This window comes from Asticcacaulis endophyticus (assembly GCF_014652575.1).
Taxonomy (GTDB): domain Bacteria; phylum Pseudomonadota; class Alphaproteobacteria; order Caulobacterales; family Caulobacteraceae; genus Asticcacaulis; species Asticcacaulis endophyticus.
Genome location: NZ_BMZB01000001.1, coordinates 1,643,966 through 1,669,105 on the forward strand (window position 1 = coordinate 1,643,966; position 25,140 = coordinate 1,669,105).

At 58.0% G+C, this 25,140-nt stretch carries 28 protein-coding genes; 11 read left to right on the plus strand and 17 right to left on the minus strand.

Features of this window, described 5'->3' with window-relative positions; translation table 11 throughout:
• Positions 1–22: 22 nt before the first annotated feature.
• From phbB to IE102_RS07390, 3 genes are all read left to right on the plus strand, one after another.
• Positions 23–745, plus strand: coding sequence for an acetoacetyl-CoA reductase (phbB, locus tag IE102_RS07380; protein ID WP_189485749.1), 723 nt, complete (start codon positions 23–25; stop codon positions 743–745).
• 134 nt (positions 746–879) lie between these two features.
• Positions 880–1,668 (plus strand): DUF4908 domain-containing protein, encoded by a 789-nt coding sequence (locus IE102_RS07385; RefSeq protein WP_229807609.1) that lies wholly within the window; start codon positions 880–882, stop codon positions 1,666–1,668.
• Between the two features lie 75 nt (positions 1,669–1,743).
• The gene (locus tag IE102_RS07390) at positions 1,744–3,195 is read left to right on the plus strand and encodes a hypothetical protein (protein WP_189485750.1); all 1,452 of its coding nucleotides are present in this window, start codon (positions 1,744–1,746) and stop codon (positions 3,193–3,195) included.
• Between the two features lie 14 nt (positions 3,196–3,209).
• On the opposite strand, the gene hisIE is transcribed toward IE102_RS07390, so the two are convergent.
• The 13 genes from hisIE to IE102_RS07455 all read right to left on the minus strand — a co-directional run bounded on the left by hisIE (position 3,210) and on the right by IE102_RS07455 (position 15,065).
• On the minus strand, positions 3,210–3,851 hold the full coding sequence (gene hisIE, locus IE102_RS07395; RefSeq protein ID WP_189485751.1) for a bifunctional phosphoribosyl-AMP cyclohydrolase/phosphoribosyl-ATP diphosphatase HisIE: 642 nt from the start codon (positions 3,849–3,851) through the stop codon (positions 3,210–3,212).
• A gap of 168 nt (positions 3,852–4,019) precedes the next feature.
• Complete coding sequence (hisF, locus tag IE102_RS07400; RefSeq protein WP_189485752.1) at positions 4,020–4,787, minus strand: imidazole glycerol phosphate synthase subunit HisF; 768 nt, start codon at positions 4,785–4,787, stop codon at positions 4,020–4,022.
• Positions 4,788–4,793: 6 nt separating this feature from the next.
• Positions 4,794–5,525 carry a 1-(5-phosphoribosyl)-5-[(5-phosphoribosylamino)methylideneamino]imidazole-4-carboxamide isomerase gene (gene hisA, locus IE102_RS07405; RefSeq protein ID WP_189485753.1) on the minus strand — a complete coding sequence of 244 codons (732 nt, stop codon included), beginning with the start codon at positions 5,523–5,525 and terminating at the stop codon, positions 4,794–4,796.
• Between the two features lie 179 nt (positions 5,526–5,704).
• A complete protein-coding gene (hisH, locus tag IE102_RS07410) occupies positions 5,705–6,313 on the minus strand; it encodes an imidazole glycerol phosphate synthase subunit HisH (RefSeq protein WP_189485754.1) in 609 nt (202 codons plus the stop codon).
• Positions 6,314–6,389: 76 nt separating this feature from the next.
• Positions 6,390–7,889 (minus strand): imidazoleglycerol-phosphate dehydratase HisB, encoded by a 1,500-nt coding sequence (gene hisB / locus IE102_RS07415; RefSeq protein WP_189485755.1) that lies wholly within the window; start codon positions 7,887–7,889, stop codon positions 6,390–6,392.
• 169 nt (positions 7,890–8,058) lie between these two features.
• Entirely contained in the window at positions 8,059–9,357 is a 1,299-nt protein-coding gene (gene hisD / locus IE102_RS07420; protein ID WP_189485756.1) for a histidinol dehydrogenase, read from the minus strand.
• A 177-nt stretch (positions 9,358–9,534) separates the two neighbouring features.
• Entirely contained in the window at positions 9,535–10,416 is an 882-nt protein-coding gene (gene hisG / locus IE102_RS07425; protein ID WP_189485757.1) for an ATP phosphoribosyltransferase, read from the minus strand.
• Between the two features lie 6 nt (positions 10,417–10,422).
• A complete protein-coding gene (locus tag IE102_RS07430) occupies positions 10,423–10,716 on the minus strand; it encodes a YerC/YecD family TrpR-related protein (protein ID WP_189485758.1) in 294 nt (97 codons plus the stop codon).
• Positions 10,717–10,804: 88 nt separating this feature from the next.
• Positions 10,805–11,401: a YcxB family protein gene (locus tag IE102_RS07435; RefSeq protein WP_189485759.1), complete on the minus strand. Its 597-nt coding sequence runs from the start codon at positions 11,399–11,401 to the stop codon at positions 10,805–10,807.
• A 45-nt stretch (positions 11,402–11,446) separates the two neighbouring features.
• Entirely contained in the window at positions 11,447–12,709 is a 1,263-nt protein-coding gene (locus IE102_RS07440) for an Hsp70 family protein (RefSeq protein WP_189485760.1), read from the minus strand.
• A 148-nt stretch (positions 12,710–12,857) separates the two neighbouring features.
• Entirely contained in the window at positions 12,858–13,556 is a 699-nt protein-coding gene (locus IE102_RS07445; protein WP_189485761.1) for a TPM domain-containing protein, read from the minus strand.
• Positions 13,557–13,565: 9 nt separating this feature from the next.
• Positions 13,566–14,363 (minus strand): TPM domain-containing protein, encoded by a 798-nt coding sequence (locus tag IE102_RS07450; protein ID WP_189485762.1) that lies wholly within the window; start codon positions 14,361–14,363, stop codon positions 13,566–13,568.
• A 30-nt stretch (positions 14,364–14,393) separates the two neighbouring features.
• On the minus strand, positions 14,394–15,065 hold the full coding sequence (locus tag IE102_RS07455; RefSeq protein WP_189485763.1) for a LemA family protein: 672 nt from the start codon (positions 15,063–15,065) through the stop codon (positions 14,394–14,396).
• 149 nt (positions 15,066–15,214) lie between these two features.
• On the opposite strand from IE102_RS07455, the gene IE102_RS07460 reads away from it, so the two are divergent.
• Positions 15,215–15,799, plus strand: a complete 585-nt coding sequence (locus tag IE102_RS07460) for a tetratricopeptide repeat protein (RefSeq protein WP_189485764.1) — start codon at positions 15,215–15,217, stop codon at positions 15,797–15,799.
• A 96-nt stretch (positions 15,800–15,895) separates the two neighbouring features.
• Here the strand turns inward: IE102_RS07460 and IE102_RS07465 are convergent, their stop codons facing one another.
• Together IE102_RS07465 and ald are read right to left on the minus strand one after the other, a co-directional pair.
• A complete protein-coding gene (locus tag IE102_RS07465) occupies positions 15,896–16,450 on the minus strand; it encodes a GNAT family N-acetyltransferase (protein ID WP_189485765.1) in 555 nt (184 codons plus the stop codon).
• Between the two features lie 209 nt (positions 16,451–16,659).
• A complete protein-coding gene (gene ald, locus IE102_RS07470; RefSeq protein WP_189485766.1) occupies positions 16,660–17,772 on the minus strand; it encodes an alanine dehydrogenase in 1,113 nt (370 codons plus the stop codon).
• Between the two features lie 141 nt (positions 17,773–17,913).
• On the opposite strand from ald, the gene IE102_RS07475 reads away from it, so the two are divergent.
• Positions 17,914–18,378 (plus strand): Lrp/AsnC family transcriptional regulator, encoded by a 465-nt coding sequence (locus tag IE102_RS07475; protein ID WP_189485767.1) that lies wholly within the window; start codon positions 17,914–17,916, stop codon positions 18,376–18,378.
• Positions 18,379–18,581: 203 nt separating this feature from the next.
• Here IE102_RS07475 and IE102_RS07480 read toward each other — a convergent pair whose 3' ends face one another.
• Together IE102_RS07480 and IE102_RS07485 are read right to left on the minus strand one after the other, a co-directional pair.
• The gene (locus tag IE102_RS07480; RefSeq protein ID WP_189485768.1) at positions 18,582–19,403 is read right to left on the minus strand and encodes a DUF1365 domain-containing protein; all 822 of its coding nucleotides are present in this window, start codon (positions 19,401–19,403) and stop codon (positions 18,582–18,584) included.
• Positions 19,404–19,407: 4 nt separating this feature from the next.
• Positions 19,408–20,850 carry an NAD(P)/FAD-dependent oxidoreductase gene (locus IE102_RS07485; RefSeq protein ID WP_229807610.1) on the minus strand — a complete coding sequence of 481 codons (1,443 nt, stop codon included), beginning with the start codon at positions 20,848–20,850 and terminating at the stop codon, positions 19,408–19,410.
• A gap of 131 nt (positions 20,851–20,981) precedes the next feature.
• Between IE102_RS07485 and IE102_RS07490 the strand changes: the two genes are divergently transcribed.
• From IE102_RS07490 to IE102_RS07515, 6 genes are all read left to right on the plus strand, one after another.
• A complete protein-coding gene (locus IE102_RS07490) occupies positions 20,982–21,647 on the plus strand; it encodes a sigma-70 family RNA polymerase sigma factor (protein WP_229807611.1) in 666 nt (221 codons plus the stop codon).
• An 8-nt stretch (positions 21,648–21,655) separates the two neighbouring features.
• Positions 21,656–22,303, plus strand: a complete 648-nt coding sequence (locus tag IE102_RS07495) for a ChrR family anti-sigma-E factor (protein ID WP_189485769.1) — start codon at positions 21,656–21,658, stop codon at positions 22,301–22,303.
• 2 nt (positions 22,304–22,305) lie between these two features.
• The gene (locus IE102_RS07500) at positions 22,306–22,728 is read left to right on the plus strand and encodes a DUF2177 family protein (protein WP_189485770.1); all 423 of its coding nucleotides are present in this window, start codon (positions 22,306–22,308) and stop codon (positions 22,726–22,728) included.
• 114 nt (positions 22,729–22,842) lie between these two features.
• Complete coding sequence (locus IE102_RS07505) at positions 22,843–24,030, plus strand: SAM-dependent methyltransferase (protein WP_229807612.1); 1,188 nt, start codon at positions 22,843–22,845, stop codon at positions 24,028–24,030.
• Positions 24,031–24,107: 77 nt separating this feature from the next.
• Positions 24,108–24,764 carry a histidine phosphatase family protein gene (locus tag IE102_RS07510; protein ID WP_189485772.1) on the plus strand — a complete coding sequence of 219 codons (657 nt, stop codon included), beginning with the start codon at positions 24,108–24,110 and terminating at the stop codon, positions 24,762–24,764.
• Between the two features lie 97 nt (positions 24,765–24,861).
• A complete protein-coding gene (locus IE102_RS07515) occupies positions 24,862–25,110 on the plus strand; it encodes an exodeoxyribonuclease VII small subunit (RefSeq protein WP_189485773.1) in 249 nt (82 codons plus the stop codon).
• Positions 25,111–25,140: the final 30 nt, after the last annotated feature.

A 25,140-nucleotide genomic window follows, 5' to 3' on the forward strand; every position in this document is an offset into this window, starting at 1 on the left:
AAAAATATAGGAACAGGATAATATGACACGAGTAGCATTGGTCACCGGCGGCACGCGCGGTATCGGTAAGGCCATCGTAAAACGTCTTAAGGACGCAGGTCTGACGGTCGCCGCCGGTTATGCCGGTAACGAAGAAAATGCCCGCAAGGTCGCCGAAGAGCTAGGCGTCATGGTCGTCAAGGGCAGCGTCGATAAGTTCGAGGACTGCGCGCGCGCCGCCAAGGAGGTCACCGACGCGCTTGGCCCCATCGACGTGCTGGTCAACAATGCCGGTATCACCCGCGACGGCTTCTTCCATAAGATGACGCAGGATCAGTGGCAGGAAGTCATCCACACCAATATGGACTCGGTCTTCAACATGACCCGTCAGGTGATCGAAGGCATGAGAGAGCGTAATTATGGCCGCATCATCAATATCTCATCGATTAACGGCCAAAAGGGGCAGGCGGGGCAGACTAACTATTCCGCCGCCAAGGCTGGGATGATCGGCTTCACCAAGGCTCTGGCGATGGAATCGGCTGCCAAGGGTATCACCGTTAACTGCGTGGCGCCCGGCTATACCTCGACCGAGATGGTGTCGGCCATCAATCCGGCGGTGCTTGAAAAAATCGTCGCCGGTATTCCGGTCGGTCGTCTGGGCACGCCCGAAGAAGTGGCTGAAATCTGCGCGTTTCTGGCGTCGGATATGGCCAGCTTCATTACGGGGGCGACCATTGCGGTCAATGGCGGCCAACATATGCTGTAAGGGCAATGTGTTATAATATATCCGCAGTATGTTGTTAATATTGCTGAAATTGGGCAAAGCCGCCTTGGCTTTGCCCAATTTTTTTGAAATGCTCGTCTTAAATCCGCCCCACTCACTGCTTACACCCTTGTCCTATGAGATTTTCCACGCGTCAGTTCAGATTGCCGGTTGCCTTAAGCCTCCTGATTGGGGTGATGACCCTGACAGGGTTGGGCTTGGGAACGGCGAACGCACAAAATAACCTGCGTGACGCCATGCTGGGGCCATCGACCTCTGATAGCCGCGGCAACTCCATGCCCGATGTCGCCCATTTTATGTCCGAAGACGGCGAAGGTTTTGTGCTTGATCACACGCAGGACCAGCCGTTCATTCGCTTTGATGGCGATGCCGAAGTCTGGGCGCTCACGCCGTCACCGGGGCCGCGCGGCGATGTGATATTCAAGAACGATGTCGGCGAACCCATTCTCCGGTCTTCGCGGCTTGGCGGGCTGACCCTGTTCAGCCGCACACGCCCGACTGGCGATCCGGTCGCGGTCAGTGGCAAGGCTGACGCCATCAAGGCAGGTCGTATGACGCCGGGCCTGTTGTTCCAGCAACTGGCCAGAGCCTCGAAAAAAGCCTCTGCCGCCGTATCGCGCCTTCTGCCGTTTGATGCCGATATTCAGACACCGGGCGCGGATTACCTGTTTGCCGATGCGGCGCGGGTGACGGCGGATGCCATAGTCGATGTCGCCAACCAAAATAATGGCCGCAAAATTCTGGAACCCATCCGTGAGGTTCGCCTGATCGAAGGCCGCCCGCCGGGTGTCTATATGGAACGCAACACGCTGGTCCTGCGGCTTGACCACACGCAGGGCTGGGGCGGGCGGCCGTCGTCCAAGCGCATCACCAAGATCCTCAAGACCGCCTCTAAGGGCCGATAGTTCCGTATAGACAGCGCCGTATTGCGTCCCCTATGCTGTTTGGCATAATGCGTGTGAAAGCGGTGGGGGTACAGGGTGAAGCGTACGGTTAAGATTGCCACAGGTCTTGTGGTCGTATTCATGGCTATTTCGGGTACGGCCCTGGCCCAGCCCTACGGCAATGCCCGTCTGGTCAGCCCCCCCCAATATGGTCAGATCAAAATGGTTCTGGGTGCTGCACGTCTTGTCGCGCAACCCTCCGCCGAGTGTTCCATTGAGGGCAAGCCGTGGGTCTCGGCTCCGTGCTTCGATCCGGTGTTTGCCCGTCTGCGCCAAACCGGAGAAGCCTCCGCCACGGTGGTCGGGCTGTTTCGTCCGGCGCTGGACGGTGAGATCATGCGCGGCACCTATGGTTACGATTTTGCCCTGTTCGATGTTACCAAGCAGGGCGCGAAGTTCAATGTCGCCAAGATCGACCTCCAGACCTCAGCCGTGCGCGCGCCCCAGGACTGTTTCAGCCTGCCGGAGGAAGACGTGTTTTATCGCATGGACCGGCGCGGCACCGTCTCAGTCGCGCAGGAAATGCTGACGGTGGTGTGCGGCGGCGCCCCCAAACGCACTTACGGCGGCTATATGGCGCAGGGGGCCTCGCTTCCGGCTCAGGAGCCGGCGGTAGGGCAGGCCCCGAACCTGAGCGGGCCGTTGTGGGTCACAACGGAAAAGCGTTTCCTGAAGGGTGAGCGGCGGTATCTTGCCATCAAGGATGGCGACTGCCCCAAGGATCAGCGCGTTGATGGCGATTACTGTGCCCCGGCGGCGGTGGCGGCTTTTGCGGGCAATGCAGAGCTTAAGGAACTGGATCTGATCGCGTCTGAACGCCGGGTCGAAGAGGGGGCCGCCCTGACCGATAAGGACATCGACCAGTGGGTTCTGAAACGCAAAGGCAAGGGTCCAAAGCAAAAACTCGAAGCCGATGATCGCTGGTTCGCGCACTCAAATCTTGAAGCCATTCCAGGCTGCACGCCCATAAAGGACACGACCTACCGCGTGGTACGCCATGAGGGTGAGTTATATCTTCAGGAAGAAGTGCTGGCCCAGTGCGGCGCACCGCCCGCCCCGTCGCCGTTTGCGACCTATGAAGCATATGGCGATGAACGCCCTGTGGCGCAGTTTAAGCCCGACTGTCCGGCGGAGTCGAAGATGCTATCCAACATCTGCTTTGATGACGTTATCGCCTATATGGAGGCCAATAACCATCAGGCGCTGGATGTTGTGGTGCTGAACCGCCCGGCTCAAGATCGGGCCCAAGATCGGGACTATTTATATCGGGGCGGGCCGGTCAGCTATGACATGGTCAAGGTTAAGTTTTATGAGGGGCACCGGTACGAAGCCGACCGCAAATCAAGCTATAATGCCCGCTCAATCATCTTGCCCGGCTGCTCGCAAATGCCAAACGCGCCACCTGAGGCTAAGGGATGGGTGCTGACCAAACGCGGACGTAACCTTATGGCGGTAGAGTATCAGTGGTTTAGCTGTCCGGTGAGTTAAGGGGCTCCGGTGCTTTATTTGTGCCGTTGCCTCAGAATGTCCAGCACGTTCTCCAGCGAGGTTTCGCGCGCCATCAACAATACCGACAGGTGATACAGCAGATCGGCGGCTTCGGCGTGCAGTTCATCAAGATCACCGCAGCGACCGGCCAGGGCGGTTTCCAGACCTTCTTCACCGACCTTTTGCGCGATCTTGGCGACACCCTTTTGCATCAGCCGGGCGGTGTAGGATTCCTCGACCGGGGCCTTGGCGCGCTCAGCCACGACGCTGGCCAACTGACCCATAAAGCCGATGCCAGGGGCGGTCTCATCGCCAAAGCATGAGGTCGTCTTGAAATGGCAGGTCGGGCCGACCGGACGGGCATAGACCAGCAGCGCGTCTTCGTCACAGTCGGTCAGGATGCGGTCAAGGTTCAGGAAATCGCCGGAGGTTTCGCCCTTGCGCCAGCGCCCGCCTTTGGAGCGCGAAAAGAACGTCACCTGACCGTCCGTCAGGGTCTCGGTCAGGGCGGCTTTGTCCATATAGCCCAGCATAAGGACTTGCAGCGTATCGGCGTGTTGTATGATCGCGGGGATCAAGCCGTCGCCCTTGGTGAAATCGAGCGCGTCGATATCGGTGAGGGTGAGCGAGGTGTTCAGTTTGTGGTCTTTGGACATAATGTGTCTTTTCCAGAGCAATGTGCCAAAAAGTGTATGCGGTTTTTGGCCGAAACACTGCGACAAAATAAAAGCTAAGAACCCCCACCACCACATCTCAATCGCTGCGCGATCTCGTGCGGTCCCCCTCCCCAGTAAAACTGGGGAGGTATGAAGGTATTGTCTTTCTTAAATCCGTACAGCAATCCCTGCGGCTTGCAGGTCGCGTTTCAGGTCGGGAATGTGAATAATCTTTTTGTGGAACACAGATGCCGCCAAAGCGCCCGACACATCACACTGATCGAACACATCAGTAAAATGTTCGACCGCACCGGCCCCACCAGACGCTACCAGCGGAATATCGATCAGGTCGCGCACCAGACGCAACTGCTTTAGGTCATAGCCCTTGCGCACGCCGTCCTGATTCATGCAGTTGAGCACGATTTCACCGGCACCGCGCGTCTGGGCTTCGACCACCCAGTCGAGCGTGCGCCGGCCCGCCGCGCGGATTTTGTCAGGGTCACCACTATACTGGTGAACGTAATAGTCGCCGTCCAACTCGCGGCTATCCACCCCCACGACCACGCACTGCGATCCGGCCATTTCAGCCAGTTCGTTGATCAGGTCGGGCCGCTCCAGCGCCGGGGAATTGATCGACACCTTGTCCGCGCCATTGTTCAGGCATTTGACAGCCTGTTCAGCCGAGCGGATACCGCCCGCCACACAGAACGGGATATCGAGCGCACGGGCAATGTCGCGTACCCAGTTATAATCGACTGTGCGACCTTCGGCTGAGGCGGTGATGTCGTACAGCACCAACTCATCGGCACCTTCGTCGCGGTAGCGCAGGGCCATATCCACGGCATCGCCCAGGACTTCGTGCCCGATGAACTGCACGCCCTTGACGACCTTGCCGTCCTTGACATCGAGACAGGGGATGATGCGTCTGGCTAACATTGTGTTTTATCCCACATTGAGCGCCGCTTTCAAATCGATCAGACCCTCATAGATCGCCTTGCCCACAATCGCGCCGTGAACCCCCAGCGCCTTGAGGTCATAGAGGTCATCAATGGACTTCACCCCGCCGGAGGCCTGAATCTCAAGGTCCGGGCGTTTCTGACGCAAAGCGCGCATCAGATCCATGTTCGGCCCCATCAACATGCCGTCGCGCGACACATCGGTGACCAGAATCCGTTGCGCCACACCCACTGGATAATAGTCCAGCACGTCCCATAGCGATATGCCAGAGCCTTCGACCCAGCCGTGCAGGGCGGCGTCAAAGTCACCATCTTTGGTGGGCAAAACGTCCAGCGCCAATGTAATGCGGTCCTTGCCGAACTCAGCCAGCCAGCCTCGCACCTCTTCCGGGTTTTTAACCGCGGCTGATCCGACCACGACGGCGGAGACTCCGGCATCGAGCAAGGTGGCCACATGCTCGCGCGAGCGCACGCCGCCGCCGGTCTGAATCTTGGCTTTTGAGGCCTTGGCTAGCCGTCCGATCAGTTCGTGCTGCTGCGGCGATCCGGCCTTAGCGCCATCAAGGTCAACGATATGCACCCACTGGGCATTCTCGTCGTTGAAGAGGCCAAGGCGCTTAAACGGGTCGGGATCGTACAGGGTCACCTGATCGAACTTGCCTTGCGCCAGACGGACACAGGCACCATTGATCAGGTCGATAGCGGGGTAGAGGATCATATCAATTCTGTCTCATAAGAACTCCCCCTGTTGCAGGGGGAGCTGGCTTTAAGCGCGAGCTTAAGGCCAGAGGGGGTAATCAGGCGGCGGGGTTTTACCCCCTCTTGACCTCGATGCGAACATCAAGGTCAAGCTCCCCCTGCACCGCGCGGGCGGCCCCGCAGGGGGAGTTCTTAAGGTCATAGCTTCAGAAAATTCTCTAAAATCTTGGAACCGGTGGCCGAAGACCGTTCCGGGTGGAACTGGCAGCCCCAGACGTTACCCTTGCGCACCATCGCCGCAAACGGCGCGCCATAGGTCGATTGGGTCAGGGTATAGTCATTGACCGGGCACACAAAACTATGGACGAAATAGGCATAATCGCCCTCGGTAACGCCGTCATTAAGCGGATCGCTTTTCAACGGCTCCAGCGTGTTCCAGCCCATGTGCGGCACGACATAGCCATCGGGGACGACCATTTTGGTGACCTTGCCCGGAATGAGCCCCAGACATTCGACATCACCTTCGTCGGACGTCTCAAACAGCAATTGCTGGCCCAAGCAGACTCCCAATAGTGGGCGCTCAAAGCCGCGCAAAACCTCAACCAGCCCAAGTGCGCGCGCCTGAGACATGGCAAAACCGGCAGCCCCGACACCGGGCAGGACCAGCTTAGGCGCGGCGGCGATCTCAGCCGCATCAGATGACAGTACGGCGTCCGCTCCTAGCCGCTCCAGCGCAAACAGGACGGACGCCGTGTTCGCGCAACCTAACTCAACGACAACAATTTTATTGGCACTATTGCCCGTCATATCTACGTCCTAAACTAATGGGTGCAGGGTCTGTGACCTTGCTTATTTGCGCTAACGCTTCGCTCCTTGAGCGCGGTCATGCGAGCATGCCTTTCGTTGACGGCAGACTGTCGCCCTCAATGCGCGTGGCCTGGCGCAGGGCGCGGCCCAACGCCTTGAAGCAGGCCTCAGTCTTATGGTGATCATTGCCGCCGGAAACCTCGACATGGATCGAGGCCCCAAGCGTTTCCGACAAAGACCGGAACGCATGGGCCGTCATTTCGGTCTGATAATCACCGATGTGGGTGGCCTCGAACTCGCCCTTAAAGACACAGAACGGACGCCCGCCCAGATCGACGCTGACCTTGGCTTCGGTCTCATCCATCGGCAGAACAAAGCCAAAGCGCGCCATGCCGATGCGGTCGCCCAGCGCCTGTTTCAACGCCGCACCGACCGCCAACATAGTGTCTTCGACCGTGTGGTGGGCGTCGATATGCAGATCGCCTTCGCAGGCGACCTGAAGCGAAAACCCGCCGTGGGAGGCGACCTGATCCAGCATGTGATCGAAGAAACCCACGCCGGTGGATATGCTGATCGGCTTGGGGTTATCGAGGTCGACCATGACCGAAATGCGGGTTTCCTTGGTGTCGCGCAAAAATTCGCCTTTGCGCGTCGGTTTGGCGTCGGAGGTCACGCCCAGCGCCGTCAGAATCCGGTCATTGAACGCTGCGTCACCCATCGGCAGCAACAGCCCGTCATAGGCGTTACGCGCACTGATGCCAAAGCGTTTCAGCGCGGTCTGGGTGCGGATCAGATCCATCGGTTTTAAGTGAATGAACGGCCCATCGTTCAATTCAAACTGGGCCAAAGCCTTACTCTCTGCCAGTTTGTGGCGCAGGCGCGATTGTTCCGACCGCACCAGAGCAATACGGGCTTCGACATTGATCTGCCGCGACGGCGACAGCACCAGTTCGGCGGCCTTAAGCGAGGGCGTCGGCAGCGGATAGGGCTCACAGTACCGCGTCAAGCCGGCCAGGGTCTTAGCCCCGGCGATCAGGGCGCCGACCCGCGCCCCGCCGATACCGTAAAGGTAAGACAGGCTTTTGAAGACGATGACATTGGTCTCCGTCCGCGTCAGTTCGGTCAGACTCTGGGCATCGACCGCATCGAAATAGCTCTCATCGACCACCAACAGCGTCGGGAAAATATCAACCGCCAGCGCCCGTGCGGCCTCAGCGCTCCACGCCTTGCCATCGGGCAAACGCGGGTTGTCGATCAGGTAAAGCCCCGCACTTTTGGCCCCCAGCGCATTGGACGGCGGCGACTTGATCTGAAGCCCATACACATTGCACAGGCTTTCCAGATAATAGGATTTTTCGCTTAAGCCCGTGTCGGCCAGGATGGTTTCATGGCCATGCAGCCGTAAGCGCCGCAGCAGGATTTCCATGGCATGCGACGCGCCGCGCGTCACCAAAAGCTGATAGGGCTCAACGCCATAAAGCTCGGCCATGCGTTCGCGCAAGGGCTCCAGCGACGGCGGGGAGCCTTCGAGACCGGACGTGGCGGCGGTCAGGGATGAAAACGGTGACGCGAACATAGATCAGTTTTCCTTTACTTGGAGGCGTCCATTTAAGGGCCCCCACCACCACGCGGTTGCCCGCGCGGTCCCCCTCCCCAGTAAACTGGGGAGGTATATTTTTATACTCCCCCGGCGTGCCGGGGGAGGTGGATGACCGCAGGTCAGACGGAGGGGGGCTTTAAGCACCTTAAACCTCCAGCCTGAAATCCGCTGCCAGCGCATGGGCTTCGAGCCCTTCTAAACGGGCGAGGCGGGCGGCAGCGGGCGCAATGGCGGCGGCACCGGCCTTGGTGGCGCGTTGCACCACAAAACTGGTCAGGTACGAGCGCACGGTGATGCCGTCATAGGCCTTGGCCGCGCCATCGGTCGGCAGGACGTGGCTGGGGCCTGCTGCATAGTCACCAAAGGTTTCAGCGGCATAGGTGCCCGCAAAAATGGTCCCCGCAGCAGTTAGGTTCGGGATAATCGTGTCAACATCTGCGACCTGAATGGCGAGGTGTTCGGGGCCGTAAAGGTTGGACACTTCCGCCGCCGCCGCAAGATCATCGACGATAAACAGGCGGGCCTGTTCCAGCGAGGCGCGAGCAATGGTTTCACGCGGCAAACGTGATACTTGGGCTTCGACCTCAGCCGCAATGGCGGCGGCAATATCGGCATCAAGCGACACCAGCACAACTTGCGCGTCGGAATCATGCTCGGCCTGACTGAGCAGGTCGGCGGCGACCAGCTTCACATTGGCGGTTTTATCGGCAATGACCAGCAGTTCCGAAGGCCCGGCGGGCATGTCGATGGCGATGCCGGAGACGCGCTCGGTCGCCTGACGCTTGGCTTCGGTCACGTACTTGTTGCCCGGCCCGAACAGCTTATCAGCGGCAGGCACGCCCTCAAGCGCGCCGGTCGCAAGGGCCGCAATGCCGTGCGCGCCACCGACGCTCCACAGGCTATCAAGCCCGGAAGCCGCGGCAGTGGCGATCATCATCGGGTGCAGGGAGCCATCCTTGGCGGGCGGGGTGATGGCCACGCGGTTAGGCACTTTGGCCACCAAAGCGGGCACGGCGGTCATGATCAGGGTCGAAAACAGCGGCGCTAGCCCGCCCGGAATATAGAGCCCGGCGGTGGTGATGGGGCGATACACCCGTTGCAGGCTCAGGCCCGGCTTGGGGGCGATGATAGGGCCGTCGCTCGGCAGTTCGGCGCCCTGAAAGGCGCGCACGTTTTCGACGGCAAGCTCCATGGCCGCAAGGTCTTCGCGGGAAAGGGCGGCGCGGGCGGCATCAACCGTGGCGGCGGTCAGGTCGATCCGCTTAGGGGCATGGCCATCCAGCTTGACGGCCCAGTCGCTGACGGCCGCAAACCCACGCGCTTCGACATCATCAAAAATCGTGCGCACGGTGTCCAGCACGCGCGTATCACGCCGGTTGGCGGGGCGGGCGAGGGCGGCCTTGCGCTCAGCCGCGTTCAGATTTTTCCAGACAAAGGTTTTCATCGTTTTACCTAAAGAAAGCCAGAAACCCCACCACCACATTTCGCCGCTTCGCGTCTCGTGCGGTCCCCCTCCCCAGTAAACTGGGGAGGTACAAGATGATGTCTTATACCTCCCTGACGTGTCGGGGAGGGGGACCGAAGCGCTCTTGCGCTTTGGTGGTGGGGTGTCTTGCTCAAATTACTTCATCATTTTCTCGATCGGCAGGACCAGTATCGCAGACGCCCCCGCAGTTTTCAGCTTATCCAGCGTGTCCCAGAACACATTTTCCTGACAGACCGCATGGACGGCGACCGTGTCTTCGCGGCCGGCCAACTGCATGATCGTCGGCGCATCGGCACCGGGGATCAGTTCGATGATCTCACTCAGATGCTCACGCGGCGCATTCATCATGACGTACTTGGCGCCAGTCGAAGCCGTCACACCATCGAAACGGCGCAGCAGCATGTCGTAGGTGTGGGCCAGTTCAGGGGCCGGAGCATGGGGGGCCTTGACCAGTACGGCTTCGGATTTCAGCACCAGATCGGTCGCCTTCATACCATTGGCTTCTAAGGTGGCACCTGTGGAGACCAGATCGCAAATGGCGTGGGCGATCTTCATGCGGGGGGCCACTTCGACGGCACCGCGCATTTCAACAATCTCGGCTGTGATGCCGTGGGTTTTGAGCCACGCCCCCAGCACATTGGGATAGGATGTGGCGATGCGCTTGCCATCCAGCCACTGCGGGCCGGTATAGTCGGCCTCATTCGGTACGGCGACTTTAAGCGTACACGACCCAAAGCCCAGGCGCTGCACGATCATGGCTTCAAGGTCGGCGTCGGGGAAGTGCTCGGCCAGAACATTGTAGCCGACGATGCCCAGTTCCGCCACGCCATCGGCCACAAAGGTCGGGATATCGTCGTCACGGACGCGCAACAGATCGATCGGCTGGTTCTCGATCCGGTAAAGCAACTCATTGGCGCCCTTCATGACGCGCAGGCCAGCACCGGAAATCAGCTCCAGCGAACGGTCAGCCAGACGGCCGGACTTTTGGACGGCAATGCGAAGGCGGGGTTCAGACATTAGGCTCTACTCTTTATCGGCTTTGAGGCGGTCCAGCACACGCCGGTAACCTTGATGAGGCATGTCGCGCAGGAAACGCGCCACGCGGGTAACAGTGGTGGTCGACGCTCCGGTCTTTTCGGAGATTTCGCGGTATGACGACTGCCCTTCGTCGAGCAGACGCGCGACCTTGAACCGCTCGGCAAAGGCGCGCAGTTCCGACGGCGTACACAGGTCGTCTAGGAACGCCTTCACCTCAGCTTCGGTCTGAAGGCTTAAGATCGCGCGGACGAGAATGTCATCATCGGAGGGGGCGGGCATGTCTGTATCAGCGTGTTAATGTGTTATCGTGCTGATACAGAAGGCTTGCACGGAATGCAAGGGGAATTGTGGGAGTTTTTCCGAGTGGTTAGAACGTAGTGTCTTTGGCTAGTAACCAGTGCTTGGACGAGGCTTTGGCAAAGACGTCCGCGTCATCACTGGAATCAAAGGCGCTTTTAGGAATTATGATGGCGCTGTTTTTATTGTAGAAAAGCAGTATGGTCTTGCGGGTTTCTGATACATCATAAATTTTCGCCCAATCTGTTTCAGAGTCTTTGTTGCCGGAGGATTTGAATAATTTTGATGATGTTATCTCTACCTGATTTTCCCGTCTTGAGACCGGGCTGATCACAAATATCAGCAATTGGGTTAGGTAGTTGATGAGTGGGGAAGCTACAAACAAAAAGGCTGCTGTCATTAACAGGCAAGCTAAGCAAGTAATTAAGATGGTAAAGAATATAACTATTGGGCCAAGCCATGGATAGTCATTTAAATCCGATGTCATCGTGGTCAAAATGGGCACTGTGACGAACATCATAATAGCAATAATTATGGCAGAACTAATCCAGAGCTTTCGCCACAGGTTTTTATCGAAATAGTGCTTCTTGAGCCAGACCGTAAAAAAGTCGGTGAGGTTTTCAGACTTGATCTTGTAGCTATTCGTTTTAAGCGCGGCTTCGGTCAAGATGTGCGTTCCGGTTGATGGCTACCAAGATGCCCTTGATCTTCCTCAAAGACAATACCGCTCTTTTGCGGCCAGCCCCAAGCCCGACGCCACCGACGAAAAACGGTCGCCGTAGTTAATAGCGGCGGCAGGGAAGGCGGCACTCATGGCGTCTTCAAAGCCCGGCATGGCGGTCGAACCCCCGGTCATAAACAGGGTATGGATGGCATCAATCTCAAGACCGGCCTTTTCGGTGACGCAGGCCACCGCCGTATCCACAATCCGGCCGACCTCACGCTCGGTCGCGGCCTTGAGGGTGCCGCGGTCAATGCTCATCAGCCAATTCGCGTCAACGGCGCTGAGGTCAACCGTAGTGGCACTTTGATCCGACAAAGCGATCTTGGCGCCCTCAATCCGGTTGGCGACATGGTGGCCCAGTTGCTTATCGACCGTATCAACCAGCCGCTGCGTCAATTCGGGCTGTGCGGCCTGAAAATGCAGTTGCCGGATGCCCGCGATGTTTTTTTGCGTATAGAGAAAATTGATCAGGTGCCAGGTCGCCAGTTGGTGATAATAAAGCCCCGGCATATCCAGTCCGCTTTTCATCTGCGAGCGGAAGCCCATCTCCCGCATGGCGGTATTAAGGCTCAGGCGCGTATCGAAATCCGTACCGCCGATATGCACGCCTGAATTGGCCAGAATGCTGTTTGTACGGTCATCGCCACGTTTGGCCTTGGGCGACAGCTTGATCACCGAAAAGTCGGACGTACCCCCGCCGATATCGACGACCAGCACGACCTCATCGCGCGTCAGTCGGCTTTCGTAATCGCGGGCGGCGGCCAGCGGTTCATATTCAAAGCTGATGTTTTTGAACCCTTGCGCCTCGGCTATGCCGCGCAGTTCGGCCTCGGCGCGGGCATCGGCCTCCGGGTCCTCGTCGACGAAATGGACGGGTCGGCCCAGAACCACATCCTCGATTTTTTCACCCGTATGGGCTTCGGCGCAGGCTTTCAGGTGTTTGATATAGAGCCCGATAATGGCGCGAAAATCCTTGCGGCTTGCACCAATCTGGGTGGTTTCTCCGATCAGGCGGCTGCCCAGAACCGATTTCAGCGCGCGCATTAGGCGGCCTTCATAGTGCTCCAGATATTCACTGATGGCCGCCCGGCCAAATGTCAGGGTCTCAGTCTCAAAATTGAAAAATAAGGCCGACGGTAAGGTCACGGAGGCGCCTTCGACCGGCACCAGTTCGAGACGATCGCCAAAACCCGCACACACTGCCGAATTGGACGTGCCGAAATCTATACCGCAATATGGACGGGAGGTCATGGCGCACCATCAGCTTTTCAAAAGGGGCGCGTGTTTAACGCTGTGTGGTCGCCAAAGCAAGGGTAATTTACCCCCTCTTTACGCAGGCTCAGCCTGCATAAAGGCTCCCCTGCACCGCGCGGGCGTCCCCGGAGGGGGAGTTCTGAAGTCAGATCTCGATCAGCACGTCCGGCAGTTCGTTGAGATTAACCGCATCGGGCGGGAAGTGCGCACTTAACACTTCGCCGCTTTTGATGACCGCGGCCTCGAACCCGCCGGTCAGGTCATCGCGTTTGATATGGCTGATCAGCGCCGCCACCGTCTCATCCCAGACCTTATGATCGACCCTGGAATAGATGCCCTCATCGGCGATAACATCGACAAAATGCTCTTCCAGCGCACAAAAGATCATCACGCCGGTGCGGGCCTTGGTCAGGTGCAGGCCGCGGGCCATGAACTGCTCCATGGCCTTTTTGTGGGCGCGTTTGCGCTTGATGCTGCTCGGCGTCAGGGCCAGCCGCACCTTGGGGATGGTGACCAGCCCATAAACGACGGCAAACAGAATAACCTGCACCAAGCCGTAAAGCCCGATGGTTTCCAGCCGGTTATAAAATTCCTGCTGGCCGTGGGCCGACTGCCACTCAATGGCAGCACTAGGCAGGAGGTGTATCAGCCAGTCCTGCGGCCACACGCCCATCAGCGCCATGATGACCGGCCCGATCAGGGCGGCGGCCGTGGCCCACATCAGCGGGGTTTCGGGGTAATCCAGCGGCTTTGATTTGATGACGCAGGTGATCTCACCCGACGTTGTTTCCTCGGCCTTTGAGATGGCGGCATTGATGCGGCTGTGATCGATTTTAAGTGCCATGATCTGATCCTACCAACTGCCTGATGAGCCGCCGCCGCCGAAGCCGCCGCCACCCCCGCCAAAACCTCCGCCGCCGAAGCCGCCTCCGCCACCACCTGACCAGCCACCCCCGCCGCCGCCCAGGCCACCGAGCAGGAAGAACGGCAGCCAGCCGCGTGAGAACATGACGATCAGGATGAAGATCAGAATGATGACCCAGCGCGGGATTTCCTGTTCCTGGGGCTGCTGTTGCGCGGCCTGCTTGGCGCGGTCGATGGCGACGCCGCGATCCAGCGATAACTGCTCAATGAGGGCATCGGTGCCGGCGACAATCCCGCCCGGATAGTTGTTTTCACGAAACTGCGGCAGGATACGGGTCTGAATGATGAGTGACGACAAAGCGTCCGTAATGACGGGTTCAAGGCCGTAACCGACTTCGATACGCACTTTACGTTCATTGGGGGCGACGATCAGCAATACGCCGTTGTTTTTCTGAGTGATATCGGTGCCGACGGCATTTTCGGCTGACTGACCGATACCCCAGGTCCGCCCCAGCTTATAGCCATATTCAGCGATGTCGTAGCCTTCGAGATCGGGCACCGTGATCACCACCACCTGATCGGAGGTGGTCTGCTCTAACGCCGCCAGCTTTCCCGTCAGTTCGGCCTCAACCTCTGGCGTCAGCAAATTGGCCTGATCGACGACGCGACCGCTTAGCTTGGGAAAGGTCGGTTCGGCAAAGGCGGCGCTGGCGAACACCAGCGCCATCAGGGCCAGCCAAACAGCCGCACCCCATGATCGTGCCTTATGGACGGATAAATTAGTCATGGGATGCGGCCTGAGTGTGGTCTAAGCCGGTTACTGAACGGTGGCGGGTGCGGCAGCCGGGGCTGCTGGCGCCGGATCAGACGGCTTTAAGCCATCGAAATTGACCGAAGGTGCGTTCTGAGCGCCAGCCGCAGCCTGGAAGTACTCGAACGGCTTTTCACCGCCATAGATGGTCTTGGCCCACACGATCGACGGGAAGGTGCGTAAGGTCGTGTTAAAATCGCGCGCCGATTCGTTATAATCGTTGCGGGCAATATTGATGCGGTTTTCCGTGCCCTCTAATTGCGATTGCAGGGCCAGGAAGTTTTGGTTCGATTTCAGGTCAGGATAGCGTTCAACCACGACCATCAGGCGGCCCAGCGCTGACGACAGGCCGTCCTGAGCCTGCTGGAACTGCTGGAACTTGGCCGGATCGGTGATGGTGGAGGCGTCCACATTGACGGAGGTCGCCTTGGCGCGGGCTTCGACCACTTCGGTCAGGGTCGTGCGCTCCTGAATGGCGGCGCCCTGAACGGTCGAGACCAGATTGGGGATCAGGTCAGCGCGGCGCTGATATTGCGACTGCACGTCGGCCCACTTGGCCTTGGTGGCTTCCTGCTTGGTCGGAATGGTGTTGAATCCGCAGGCGGATAAGGTGACAGCGGCGGCGGCCAGTGCGGCAAAGGCCGCGATACGCTTACCCAGTTTAGATGCGAATTGCATGTCAGGAGCTCCCTCGAATGCTCAAATTTCAATAACCGGCATCAGGCCGATCATTGGATATGTGGGTGTTGATACGTCATTTTAAAGAGTTGCAAAAGAGGTTAACTTCATAGTTGATCTGCGTGACAGAAAATATGGCGATCCGGGACATGAGCAAACGGACTAAGCAAAATTGGAAAATCTGGGCCTATGTCGTGCCGGTCGTGGCCGTGCTGGCAGGCTTTGGTTATGTCGCCTATGAAAACTGGGGCGTTCAGGCCTATCCAGACCCGATCGAGGTCGAGCGTAAGGCGGCTGAGGGCGGCAAATTATCGTCTCAAGTGCGCATGGCTGAAATCTATGACTACGGCTTTTCGGTGCCGGTCGATAAGGCGGAGGCGGCGAAGTGGTACCGTCTGGCCGCCGAGCAGGGGCACGGCGGGTCGCAGTTTATTCTGGCCGAAAAGCTGATGCGTGGGGAGGGTGTGGTCCGCAATGACGCTGAGGCCTTTGGCTGGTACCAAAAGGCCGGTTTCAAGGATCACGCTGTCGCGCGCTTTAAAGCGGCCGATATGTTGGAAAGGGGTACAGGGACGGACAAAAACCTGCTCAGGGCCTATGTTGAGTTTACGCGGTTAGCCAGGGACGGCGATCAGGCCGCCGCCGCCGTGCGGGCGCAGGCCTTGGAGGGGCAACTTACACCGGAGGAAAAGGCTAAGGCGGTTGAGTATCTGGCGGAAACAAAAGCCGAATAAACCGGTTCACTTATTTTGTATGTGTTGGCCCCCCTCCGTCAGCCCTACGGGCTGCCACCTCCCCCGGCACGCCGGGGGAGTATAGTTGTGGAAAGCCTACAACGCCTTGGTCATAATATAGTCGGTAAAGTCAAACGGGCCCATGCGTACCGGCACTTCGGTAATGACCTGAAGGCCGTTATATTTGTAATAGTCGATGGCCTTTTCGTTGCCCTTATTGACATAGAGCGACAGGTGCGTGGCGGGTGCGAAGTGCGCAAGCGCCTGATGCATCAACGCCTTACCCAGCCCCAGCCCCTGATATTCCGGCAGGATATAAAGCTTCTTGATCCACAGGGTGGAACCGTCCTTATAGGCCGAGGCAAAGCCCGTATCGACCGGCGGCTCACCGGGCACGGCATAGCTGATGATCCAGAACACATGCCCCAGTTCGTCCATGTCCTGCTCCAGCGTATCGAGCGCATAGATCTGCGCCAGCATGGTGTCGATCTGGTGCGGGGCGATAACGCCGTCATAGCTGTTGGGCCATATCCGCTGGGCCAGAGACTGCACGATATAAAGCTCATCGGCCTTGATCTGGCGGATATGGGTGCGACCTGGTGCCGGACGGCTTATGGGTTTTGGGCGAGTGTTGGCGGCGTTTACTGTCATGCGGCGGCTTAGCTCTCATGATTGATATGAAATCTGACTATAAATCAAAATCAACCGATTGATTAGCTGTAAAATGCACATTAAAAAGGACGCTCGAACGGGGGGCGGTTCGAGCGTCCTTTGGGTAGGGCGCGTTTGGCGCTCTACGCAGGAGCGGAGACTGCAAGGGGGAAGAACAGTCGCATCGCTCGTAGACCTGATATGGGGCTTCAGGTCAGGGTTTCAAGTCCGCTGTAGTCAAGATTTAAGGCATCTGCCACCGCGCGGTGGGTGATCTTTCCGCCTTTAATATTAAGGCCTGCGCGCAGATGGGGATCGGTTGACAAGGCCCCTGCGACACCCTGCCGCACCATCTTGAGCACAAACGGCAAGGTGGCGTTATTCAAAGCCAGAGCCGACGTGCGCGCCACAGCCCCCGGCATATTGGTGACGCAGTAATGGACAACGCCGTCCTCGATATAGATCGGGTCCTGATGCGAGGTCGGGCGCGAAGTGTCAAAGCAGCCGCCCTGATCGATGGCGATATCGACCATGACCGCACCTGTCTTCATGGACTTGACCATATCGCGGGTAACCAGCTTAGGGGCGGCCGCACCGGGGATCAGCACGGCCCCGATCACGAGGTCAGCCTCCCTGACGGCGGCGGCAATGGCGGCCTTTGAGGCGTAGGCGGTTTTGATGCGCCCCTGATAGGTCTGGTCGATCTCAATCAGCTTATGGGCGGAGATATCCAGCACCGTGACATCGGCATGAAGCCCGATCGCCATCTGGGCGGCATTGAGGCCCGCCACCCCGCCGCCGATGATCACGACCTTGCCCGGTGCCACCCCCGGCACACCGCCAAGCAGCACACCGCGTCCGCCGTAAGCCTTATGCAGATAAACGGCCCCGACCTGAACTGACAACCGCCCCGCCACTTCGGACATGGGGCGCAGCAGAGGCAGGCCCCCTTGGGGCTCGGTCACAGTCTCATAGGCGATGCAGGTCGCTCCCGACGCCATCAGGGCCTGGGCCTGCGGTTTGTCGGCGGCCAGATGCAGGTAGGTGAACAGGGTTTGATGGGGGTGCAGGCGGGCACATTCGTGAATCTGCGGCTCCTTGACCTTGACGATCAGGTCGCCGACGGCGAAGACCTCTTCGGCGGTGGCGACAATGATGGCACCGGCGGCCAGATAGTCCTTATCCGAAAAGCCAATGGCGGCCCCGGCCAGTGTTTCCACATAGACCTCATGGCCGTGATGGGTAAGCTCTGCCACCGAATCCGGCACTAAGCCGACCCGATATTCGTGGTTCTTGATTTCTTTCGGAACGCTGATTTTCATGAGTGGCCTCCTGTCGGTTTCCAGTGATTATAGCCTGTTGTGATCACAGTGTTATTTTGTTGATAATGATACGAAAACCGTAAGATGTTTTTGCAAATTTGCAGCTTGAATTGCCAAGTTGCGCCAGATATTCTCAAAAACATGGCCAATGCCGATAAATTTTCCGATCTCGATTCCTTCGACCGCGAACTGATTAAGGTTTTGCGGGCGGATGCACGCGCCACGGCGGCTGAACTGGGCGAAAAGGTGGGCTTAAGCCCGTCAGCGGCCCACCGCCGCGTCAAGATTTTAGAACAGCGTGGCATCATCACCGGCTACCGCGCGGTCATCGCGGAAAACATTCAGGGCAAGCAGGGCACCGTGTTCGTGCACGTCACCTTGCAGGATCAGCGCCGGGAGACGTTCGAGAAATTTGAGAAGGTCGCCCTGACATGCGCCCCCATCGAAGAATGCCACCTGATGTCGGGTGAGGCGGATTATCTGCTGAAAATCGTGCTGCGCGATAGCCTGTCGTATGAAGACGTCCACCGCGATGTGCTGTCAACCATGCCGGGCGTCTCTAAGCTGGTGTCGCAGTTTTCGATCCGCACCGTGAAGATGCTGTAGGCTGCGCGTAAAGGTTTTGACGCTTCATTTATCTCCTCCCTATTGCGTAGAAATGGGGAGGTGGCAGCCCGTGAGGGCTGACGGAGGGGGATTCTTCTTACTTAAACTTATCCGCCTGAGTGCTCACAGTGACAGCGCTGCCCCCCTCCGTCTCGTCGCTAACGCTCCGATCCACCCCCCATCTGCGATAGGGAGGAGAAAGATCACCCGACTGAGGCCGAAGATTTCGCCGTCGGCGGTTTGGGGCGGTACGTGATGCCTTTCAGCCAGATTTTCAGCGCTTCCCAATGTATGCCGGCCATGACCCCCAGCGTCATCAGCGGCAGGCCCCAAAACTGCTGCATCAGGGCCTTATCGCTCAAGGCCTCGCGCCGGGCCGTAAAGGCCGCCAGCAGCATATTCTCCCCCTTTTGCCGCAGCATGATCTTGAGCGCAAAGGTCTCACGCGGGGCCGTAAGGTCAAAATCATAGCTCATATCCATGTCCATGAACGGTGACACATGCAGCCGCTTGGGACTGTGCTGATGGATGTGGCGGGCGTCGGTCTCAACCGGCAAGACATAAGAATGGCGGTCGCCAAAGGTGTTGTTGACCTCATAGACCACTGAGCGGATCTGGCCATCCGGGGCCTGCACGAAATAGAGGCTGATCGGGTTGAACACATAGCCCAGAACCCGCGGCATGGTCAGCAGAAACAGCCGGTCGCCGTCTACGTACATGTCGCGGGATTTCAGATGGCGCACCACGCGGTCCTTGAGTGGCCGCGCTGTGTCGGCCTGATCCGGGCCGTGGTCGGCCTCATGGAAACTGAGCCAGCCAAACCGGTTTAGCGACAGCCATTTCAGGGGTTTGAGGTCGGCGTCCAGATGATCTAGATCTAGCAACACCTGAAACACCTTATAGCTCAGCCGGTGTGATTTCGGCGCATAACGGACATGCAGCACGTCCCCCGCATAAAGACCCGCCGCCAGCGCATCTGGCCGGTTGATTTTATGCTCAGCAGGGGCGGGGAAGGGCGCGTTCATTTAGCTACTCGGCAGCTATATCGGCTGCATAGTCAGCCGGTTTGGGCCGCCACGCAATACGGCTTTGGGCCGCATCAAACGCCCACGGACGTTTCAACCCGCTCAAGGCTTCGGCTACCGCCAACCCGGATTGCAGACCGTCTTCGTGAAAGCCATGACCCATCCACGCCCCGCAGAACCATGTCCGGCGTACGCCCTGAATAAGCCCGATATGTTGCTGTGACTTGAGGGCGCGGGCATTAAACAGCGGGTGGTCAAACTCGGCCACCGATATGATCTTGGCCGGATCAACCGGCGTGACCGGATTGAGGGTCACAAAATAATCGGTATCGGTGTTCAGGTTCTGAAGCCGGTTCATCCAGTAGCTGACGCAGAGCTGACGGTCATGGTCCGCGCCCTTACCAATATAGTTCCAGCTTGACCATGCATGGCGGCGCTTGGGCATCAGGTTCGCGTCGGTATGCAGGACCACCGTGTTGGGCGTATAGCTGATGCCGCCTAAGATATCGGTTTCCATATCATCCGGGTCACCGAGCATGGCCAGCGTATCAGGCGTATGAGTGGCGAAAATCACATGATCAAAGCGGTGAGCGCGGTCTTGCTCATCGATCACGATCACTTCGCGCTCATGGCGGATCACGGTTCGGATGGCGGTGTTGGTGACGATGCGGTCTGTGAATGTCGCCGTCAATTTTTCGACATAGGCCTGAGAGCCGTTCGTCACCGTCCGCCACGGCACGCGGTCTTTCAGGCGCAGCAGGCCGTGATTTTCAAAGAACGCAATGAAGGCCTTGAGCGGATAGTCCATGATCTCGCGCGCCGAGGTCGACCAGATCGCCGCCGCTTGTGGCAGCAGGTGATCATCGATAAACGCCCGGCCATAACGCTTATCGGTCAGGTACTCGCCCAATGTATAGCTGTCGGAGGTCAGGGCCTTGGTATCAATCGGCGCATGTTTGTAAAAGCGCATGATGTCCGACAGCAGGCTCAAAAACCGCGGACGGATCAGGTTGCGGCGCTGAGCAAACAGGCCATTCAAACTGGTTGAGGCATACTCCAGGTGCCCCGGTCCATCCTGATCGACACTGACACCGAACGACATGTCAGACGGCTCATGGGCCACGCCCAAATGATCAAACAAATTCAAAAGGTTGGGGTAACAAGGGTTGTTAAAGACAATAAAACCCATATCGATCCACAGCGGATCTTCGGTGGTGCCGGCATTAAAGCTGTGGGAATGGCCGCCGGGTTTAGCGGCTTTTTCAAACACAGTCAGGTCGTAACTATCTTTCAGCATCCACGCTGCCGACAGACCGGCAATGCCGGTACCGATGATGGCGACCCTTTGGCGATCCTCACCCAGCGGCATGCGGCTGAAGCTGAAATCAGCGTGAGGGCCATGCTGGTCAAACGGCTTGATAGGATCATAGATATGGCTGTCGGACATGCACGGGCCTCACGGTTAGACTTACTCAACCTATACGCCGCCCTCTCGCGCATGGATCAAGCGGCATATTTTTTTACGCTTGCGTGATCTGTCTGAAATCGCGTGCCGTACTAACCGTCATGAAACAGCGCATGTCGACCCTGACCCTGGACCCCGACGCCTTCACCGCGGAAGGGTTTGACGTGCGCCCTCAGATTGGCGCATCATACATTATGTCTCATGACGACCTGCGTGCCGCCACGGTAGAGGCCCTGATCCTGAAAATCGCCGTTGACCGCGACCGAGCGGCCTATGCGAGGTTGTTCTCGCAGTTTGCCCCAAAGCTCAAGGCCTTCATGATGGGGCGGGGCATGAACGCGTCTGAGGCCGAAGATCTGGCGCAGGACACGCTGTTGAATGTCTGGCGTAAAGCCCATTATTTCGACCCGCACAAGGCGCAGGGCTCGACCTGGATTTACGCCATCGCCCGCAATCTGCGCATTGATAATCTGCGTAAGCTACAGCGCGTCAAGGAACTGCCAGAAGACCTGTGGGCGCCGGAACCCGACCGCGCCGCCGATGACGCAGTGATTACCGCTCAGTCGGTAAAGTCCATGGCCGCCCTGATGCAGAACCTGCCGCCGGAGCAGATGGAAGTCATCCGGCTGTCGTTTTTTGAAGACCTGTCCCATGGTGAAATTGCCGCCGCCCTGTCGATACCGCTGGGCACCGTGAAATCGAGACTGCGTCTGGCCATGATGCGCCTCAAAAGCGCGTATGAGGCCTCGCTCGCCAAAGACCCTGTGTTAAGATCATGAGTAGCGTTATGCACCACCCCGCCACTGAACTTTTGCTGGACTATCATAACGGCCGGATGCCGCGCGGGCAGGGCCTGACCGTGCGCGCCCATGTTGAGGCCTGCGCCGAATGTCGTGCCCAACTGAGGCTGTTTGACGTGATCGGCGCGGCCTTGCTTGAGGACACGGACGGCGTTGAGATGTCAGCCGATGCACTCGATCTGGCGCTGGCGCGCATTGAACGGCCGGAAGAGACCGTGTCTCAGCCCACTGCCAAACCTGCCAAGCCTAAGCCCTATCTCGAAGGGATCGCCCTTCCGGCGGGCCTTAAACCGCAGGATTTCAAGCCGCGTTATTGGGCGGCGCCAGGTGTGTGGATTGCCTCGCTGGATAATGAAACCGACGGCGCGCATACCTATCTGATGGGTGTTAAGGGCGGCATGAACATGCCCGACCATGACCATAAGGGCCTTGAACTAACCCTAGTGCTGACCGGGCGTTTTTCTGATGTTGGCGGGGATTATCTGCCCGGCGATCTGGTGGCGCAGGCACCGGGCGATATTCACGCTCCGGCGATTGCGGGCGGGCAGGAGTGCATCTGCCTGATTTCGGCCTTGGCGCCGATTGCGCCCAAGACCTTGCTGGGTAAGCTGCTTAAACCGTTTGCGCGGATTTAGAGATGACCAGATTTGCCCTCAGCTACAGCGCGGTATTCATCGTTTTTGCGATACTTGATTTTCTGTGGCTGTCAAATATGGCCGGGCGGATTTACCGGCCTATGATGGGCGATTTGTTGCTGGAAAAATTTAATGTCCCGCCCGCGATCCTGTTTTACATTCTGTATGTCTTTGGCCTGACCTGGTTTGCGGTCTATCCGGCGGCCAGCGGTCAGGTCAGCCCCTATGGTTTATCGCCGCTCATGTCAGCCGTGACTAATGGTTTTATGGTCGGGCTTATCGGTTATGGCACCTATAATCTTACCGCGTTAGCCGTGGTAAAAAACTGGTCAGCGCCATTATCATACATAGACATCGGCTGGGGCGCTGTGGCCAGTGCGGTAGCATCCGGTATCGCTTTTTTGTGTCTTCGTCTCATTAAATAAGTTATATTTGCCTCATACATAGAGGAAGGGTGCCTGCGTATGCTCACGTCACCAGTAAACCACTCTGCGTCAGATACATCCGCGCGCACATCACCTGCGCTTAAGCCTGCAGATATGTCGATCTTACCGGCGGCGTTTCGCAAAAGTCTGAAAATTCTCAATAAAAACTGGCGCAAAGGCCGGCTGGATATTATCTTTCCGAATGGTGGCGTCTGGTCGCTTACGGGGGTAGAAGAGGGGCCTTCGGCACAGTTGCAGGTAAAGAATACCCGCTTTATCCGCCGGGTGATGGCGTCGGGCGATATCGGCTTTTGCGACGGATACCGCGAAGGCGAATGGGATACACCTGATCTGGCGGCTCTGTTGACCGTGCTGAGCCACAACCTTGATAAGCTTAAGATACTGCTGGTCGGCAATCCGCTGGTGCGGGCGTTCAACAATATCGTCCACGCCTTCAATAAAAACACCAAAGAGGGTTCCAAACGCAATATTTTCGCCCACTATGATCTCGGCAATGATTTTTATGGTCAGTGGCTTGACCCCAGCATGACCTATTCGTCGGCCCTGTTTGGTACCGAAACCGATCTGGAAAGCGCGCAGACGGCCAAATATGCAGCCCTTGCCAAACTGGTTGATCTCAAACCCGGCCAGCACGTGCTCGAAATCGGCTGCGGGTGGGGGGGATTCGCCCAGTACGCCGCGCAAACCGTCGGGGCCAAGGTCACCTGCCTGACCATATCACCCGCGCAGGCCGATTATGCCATCGCGCGCATGAAACGGCACGGGCTCGATAATCTTGTGGATATCCGTCTGATGGATTACCGCGATGTCGAGGGCGAATTTGACGCCATTGTCTCCATTGAGATGTTCGAGGCGGTCGGCGAAGCCTATTGGGATGCCTATTTCGATCAGGTCAAAGCGCGGCTTAAACCCGGCGGTAAGGCGGGCCTTCAGATCATCACCATCCGCGATGACCTGTTTGATGAATACCGTCAGCGTTCGGATTTTATTCAAAAATATATCTTCCCCGGCGGCATGTTGCCAAGCCTTGCAAAGCTTAAAGACCAGGCGGCGCGCGTGGGTCTGTCACCGCTTAAAACCTATGGGTTTGCGCTCGATTACGCCCACACACTAAAACTGTGGGCGCAGCGGTTTGAGGCGGCGTGGAAGGCGGGCCGCATCAGCGGTTTTGACGGGCCTTTCCGTAAGCAGTGGCTGTTTTATCTGGCCTATTGCGAAGCCGGTTTCCGCACCGGCCGCACCGATGTCATCCACTTCGGACTGCAACGCCCCAGAGTCTAAAGGCGAAAAGAGCCTTGTTTTGACTCACCTGTCAGGCTACGAGCTTAGATCGTAGTCAATAACCATCGGGGCCTTAAATGGGGGTGTCGGCGTTCAGTCCGCAGTCTCTTGATACCCCGGCCGGGGGCAAGGTGACGGATAAGGGCAGCACATCGCGTCATAAGGGCGGAGCCATTACGCTGGTCCGTCATGGCGAGCCAGCATTGTCACGGCGGGTCAAACTGACCGCCAAAGGCTATGGCGAATGGTGGGCACGCTATGAGGTAGGGGGGCTGCTCGAAGGCCAGCAACCACCGCAGGTGCTCAAAGACTATATTGCTCGCGCCCGCTATTTGCTGTCATCGACCCGTCAGAGAGCACTTGAAACCGCGCGCATGGCCTGTGGTGAGCGTGAGTTTGAGTCGCTGGATCTGTTTATCGAAGCCCCCTTGCCGCCGCCGAATTTTCCCGACAGCCTAACCTTCAGCCCCAAGCACTGGGGGGCGATTTCGCGCTTCTGGTGGTGGGCGTTCAACAACCACAAAGGGCAGGAAACCCGCCGTCAGGCTGAGGTACGCGCCCGCAAAGCCGCCGATTTCCTGCTGGAGCGGGCGAGCGGCGGCGATGAAGTCGTGCTCTTGGCCCACGGCTATTTCAACTACATGATTTCGCGCGAGCTTAAGCGCTCCGGCTACGCCAAAACCCATGAGCAGGGCTTTAAATATTGGGGCTGCCGCCGGTACGAAGCGCGCTGATCAGCGGTCTGTTAGACCCTAAACAGGGTTGATATGGTGAAATTTAGGGCTTAAAGCCTGTTACGAATATATCGCCGCAAGAGAATTTATCCGCGCCATGACCGAAGCTGTAAACGATATTTCCGCCTTGTCTTTTGAGGACGCTTTAAGCCAGCTTGAAAAGGTCGTGCAAAAGCTTGAGTCGGGTGCGGCGCCACTGGAAGAATCGCTAAAGCTCTACACCTACGGGGCAGAGCTGAAAAAGCACTGCGAAAAGCGCCTTGAGGACGCCCGTATTCAGGTCGAAAAAATATCCCTGTCCAAAACCGGGCAGGTCGAAGGGGTTGCCCCCGCAGAGTTCAATTAATACAGCGCTTTGTCGCGCGCTCATGTGACG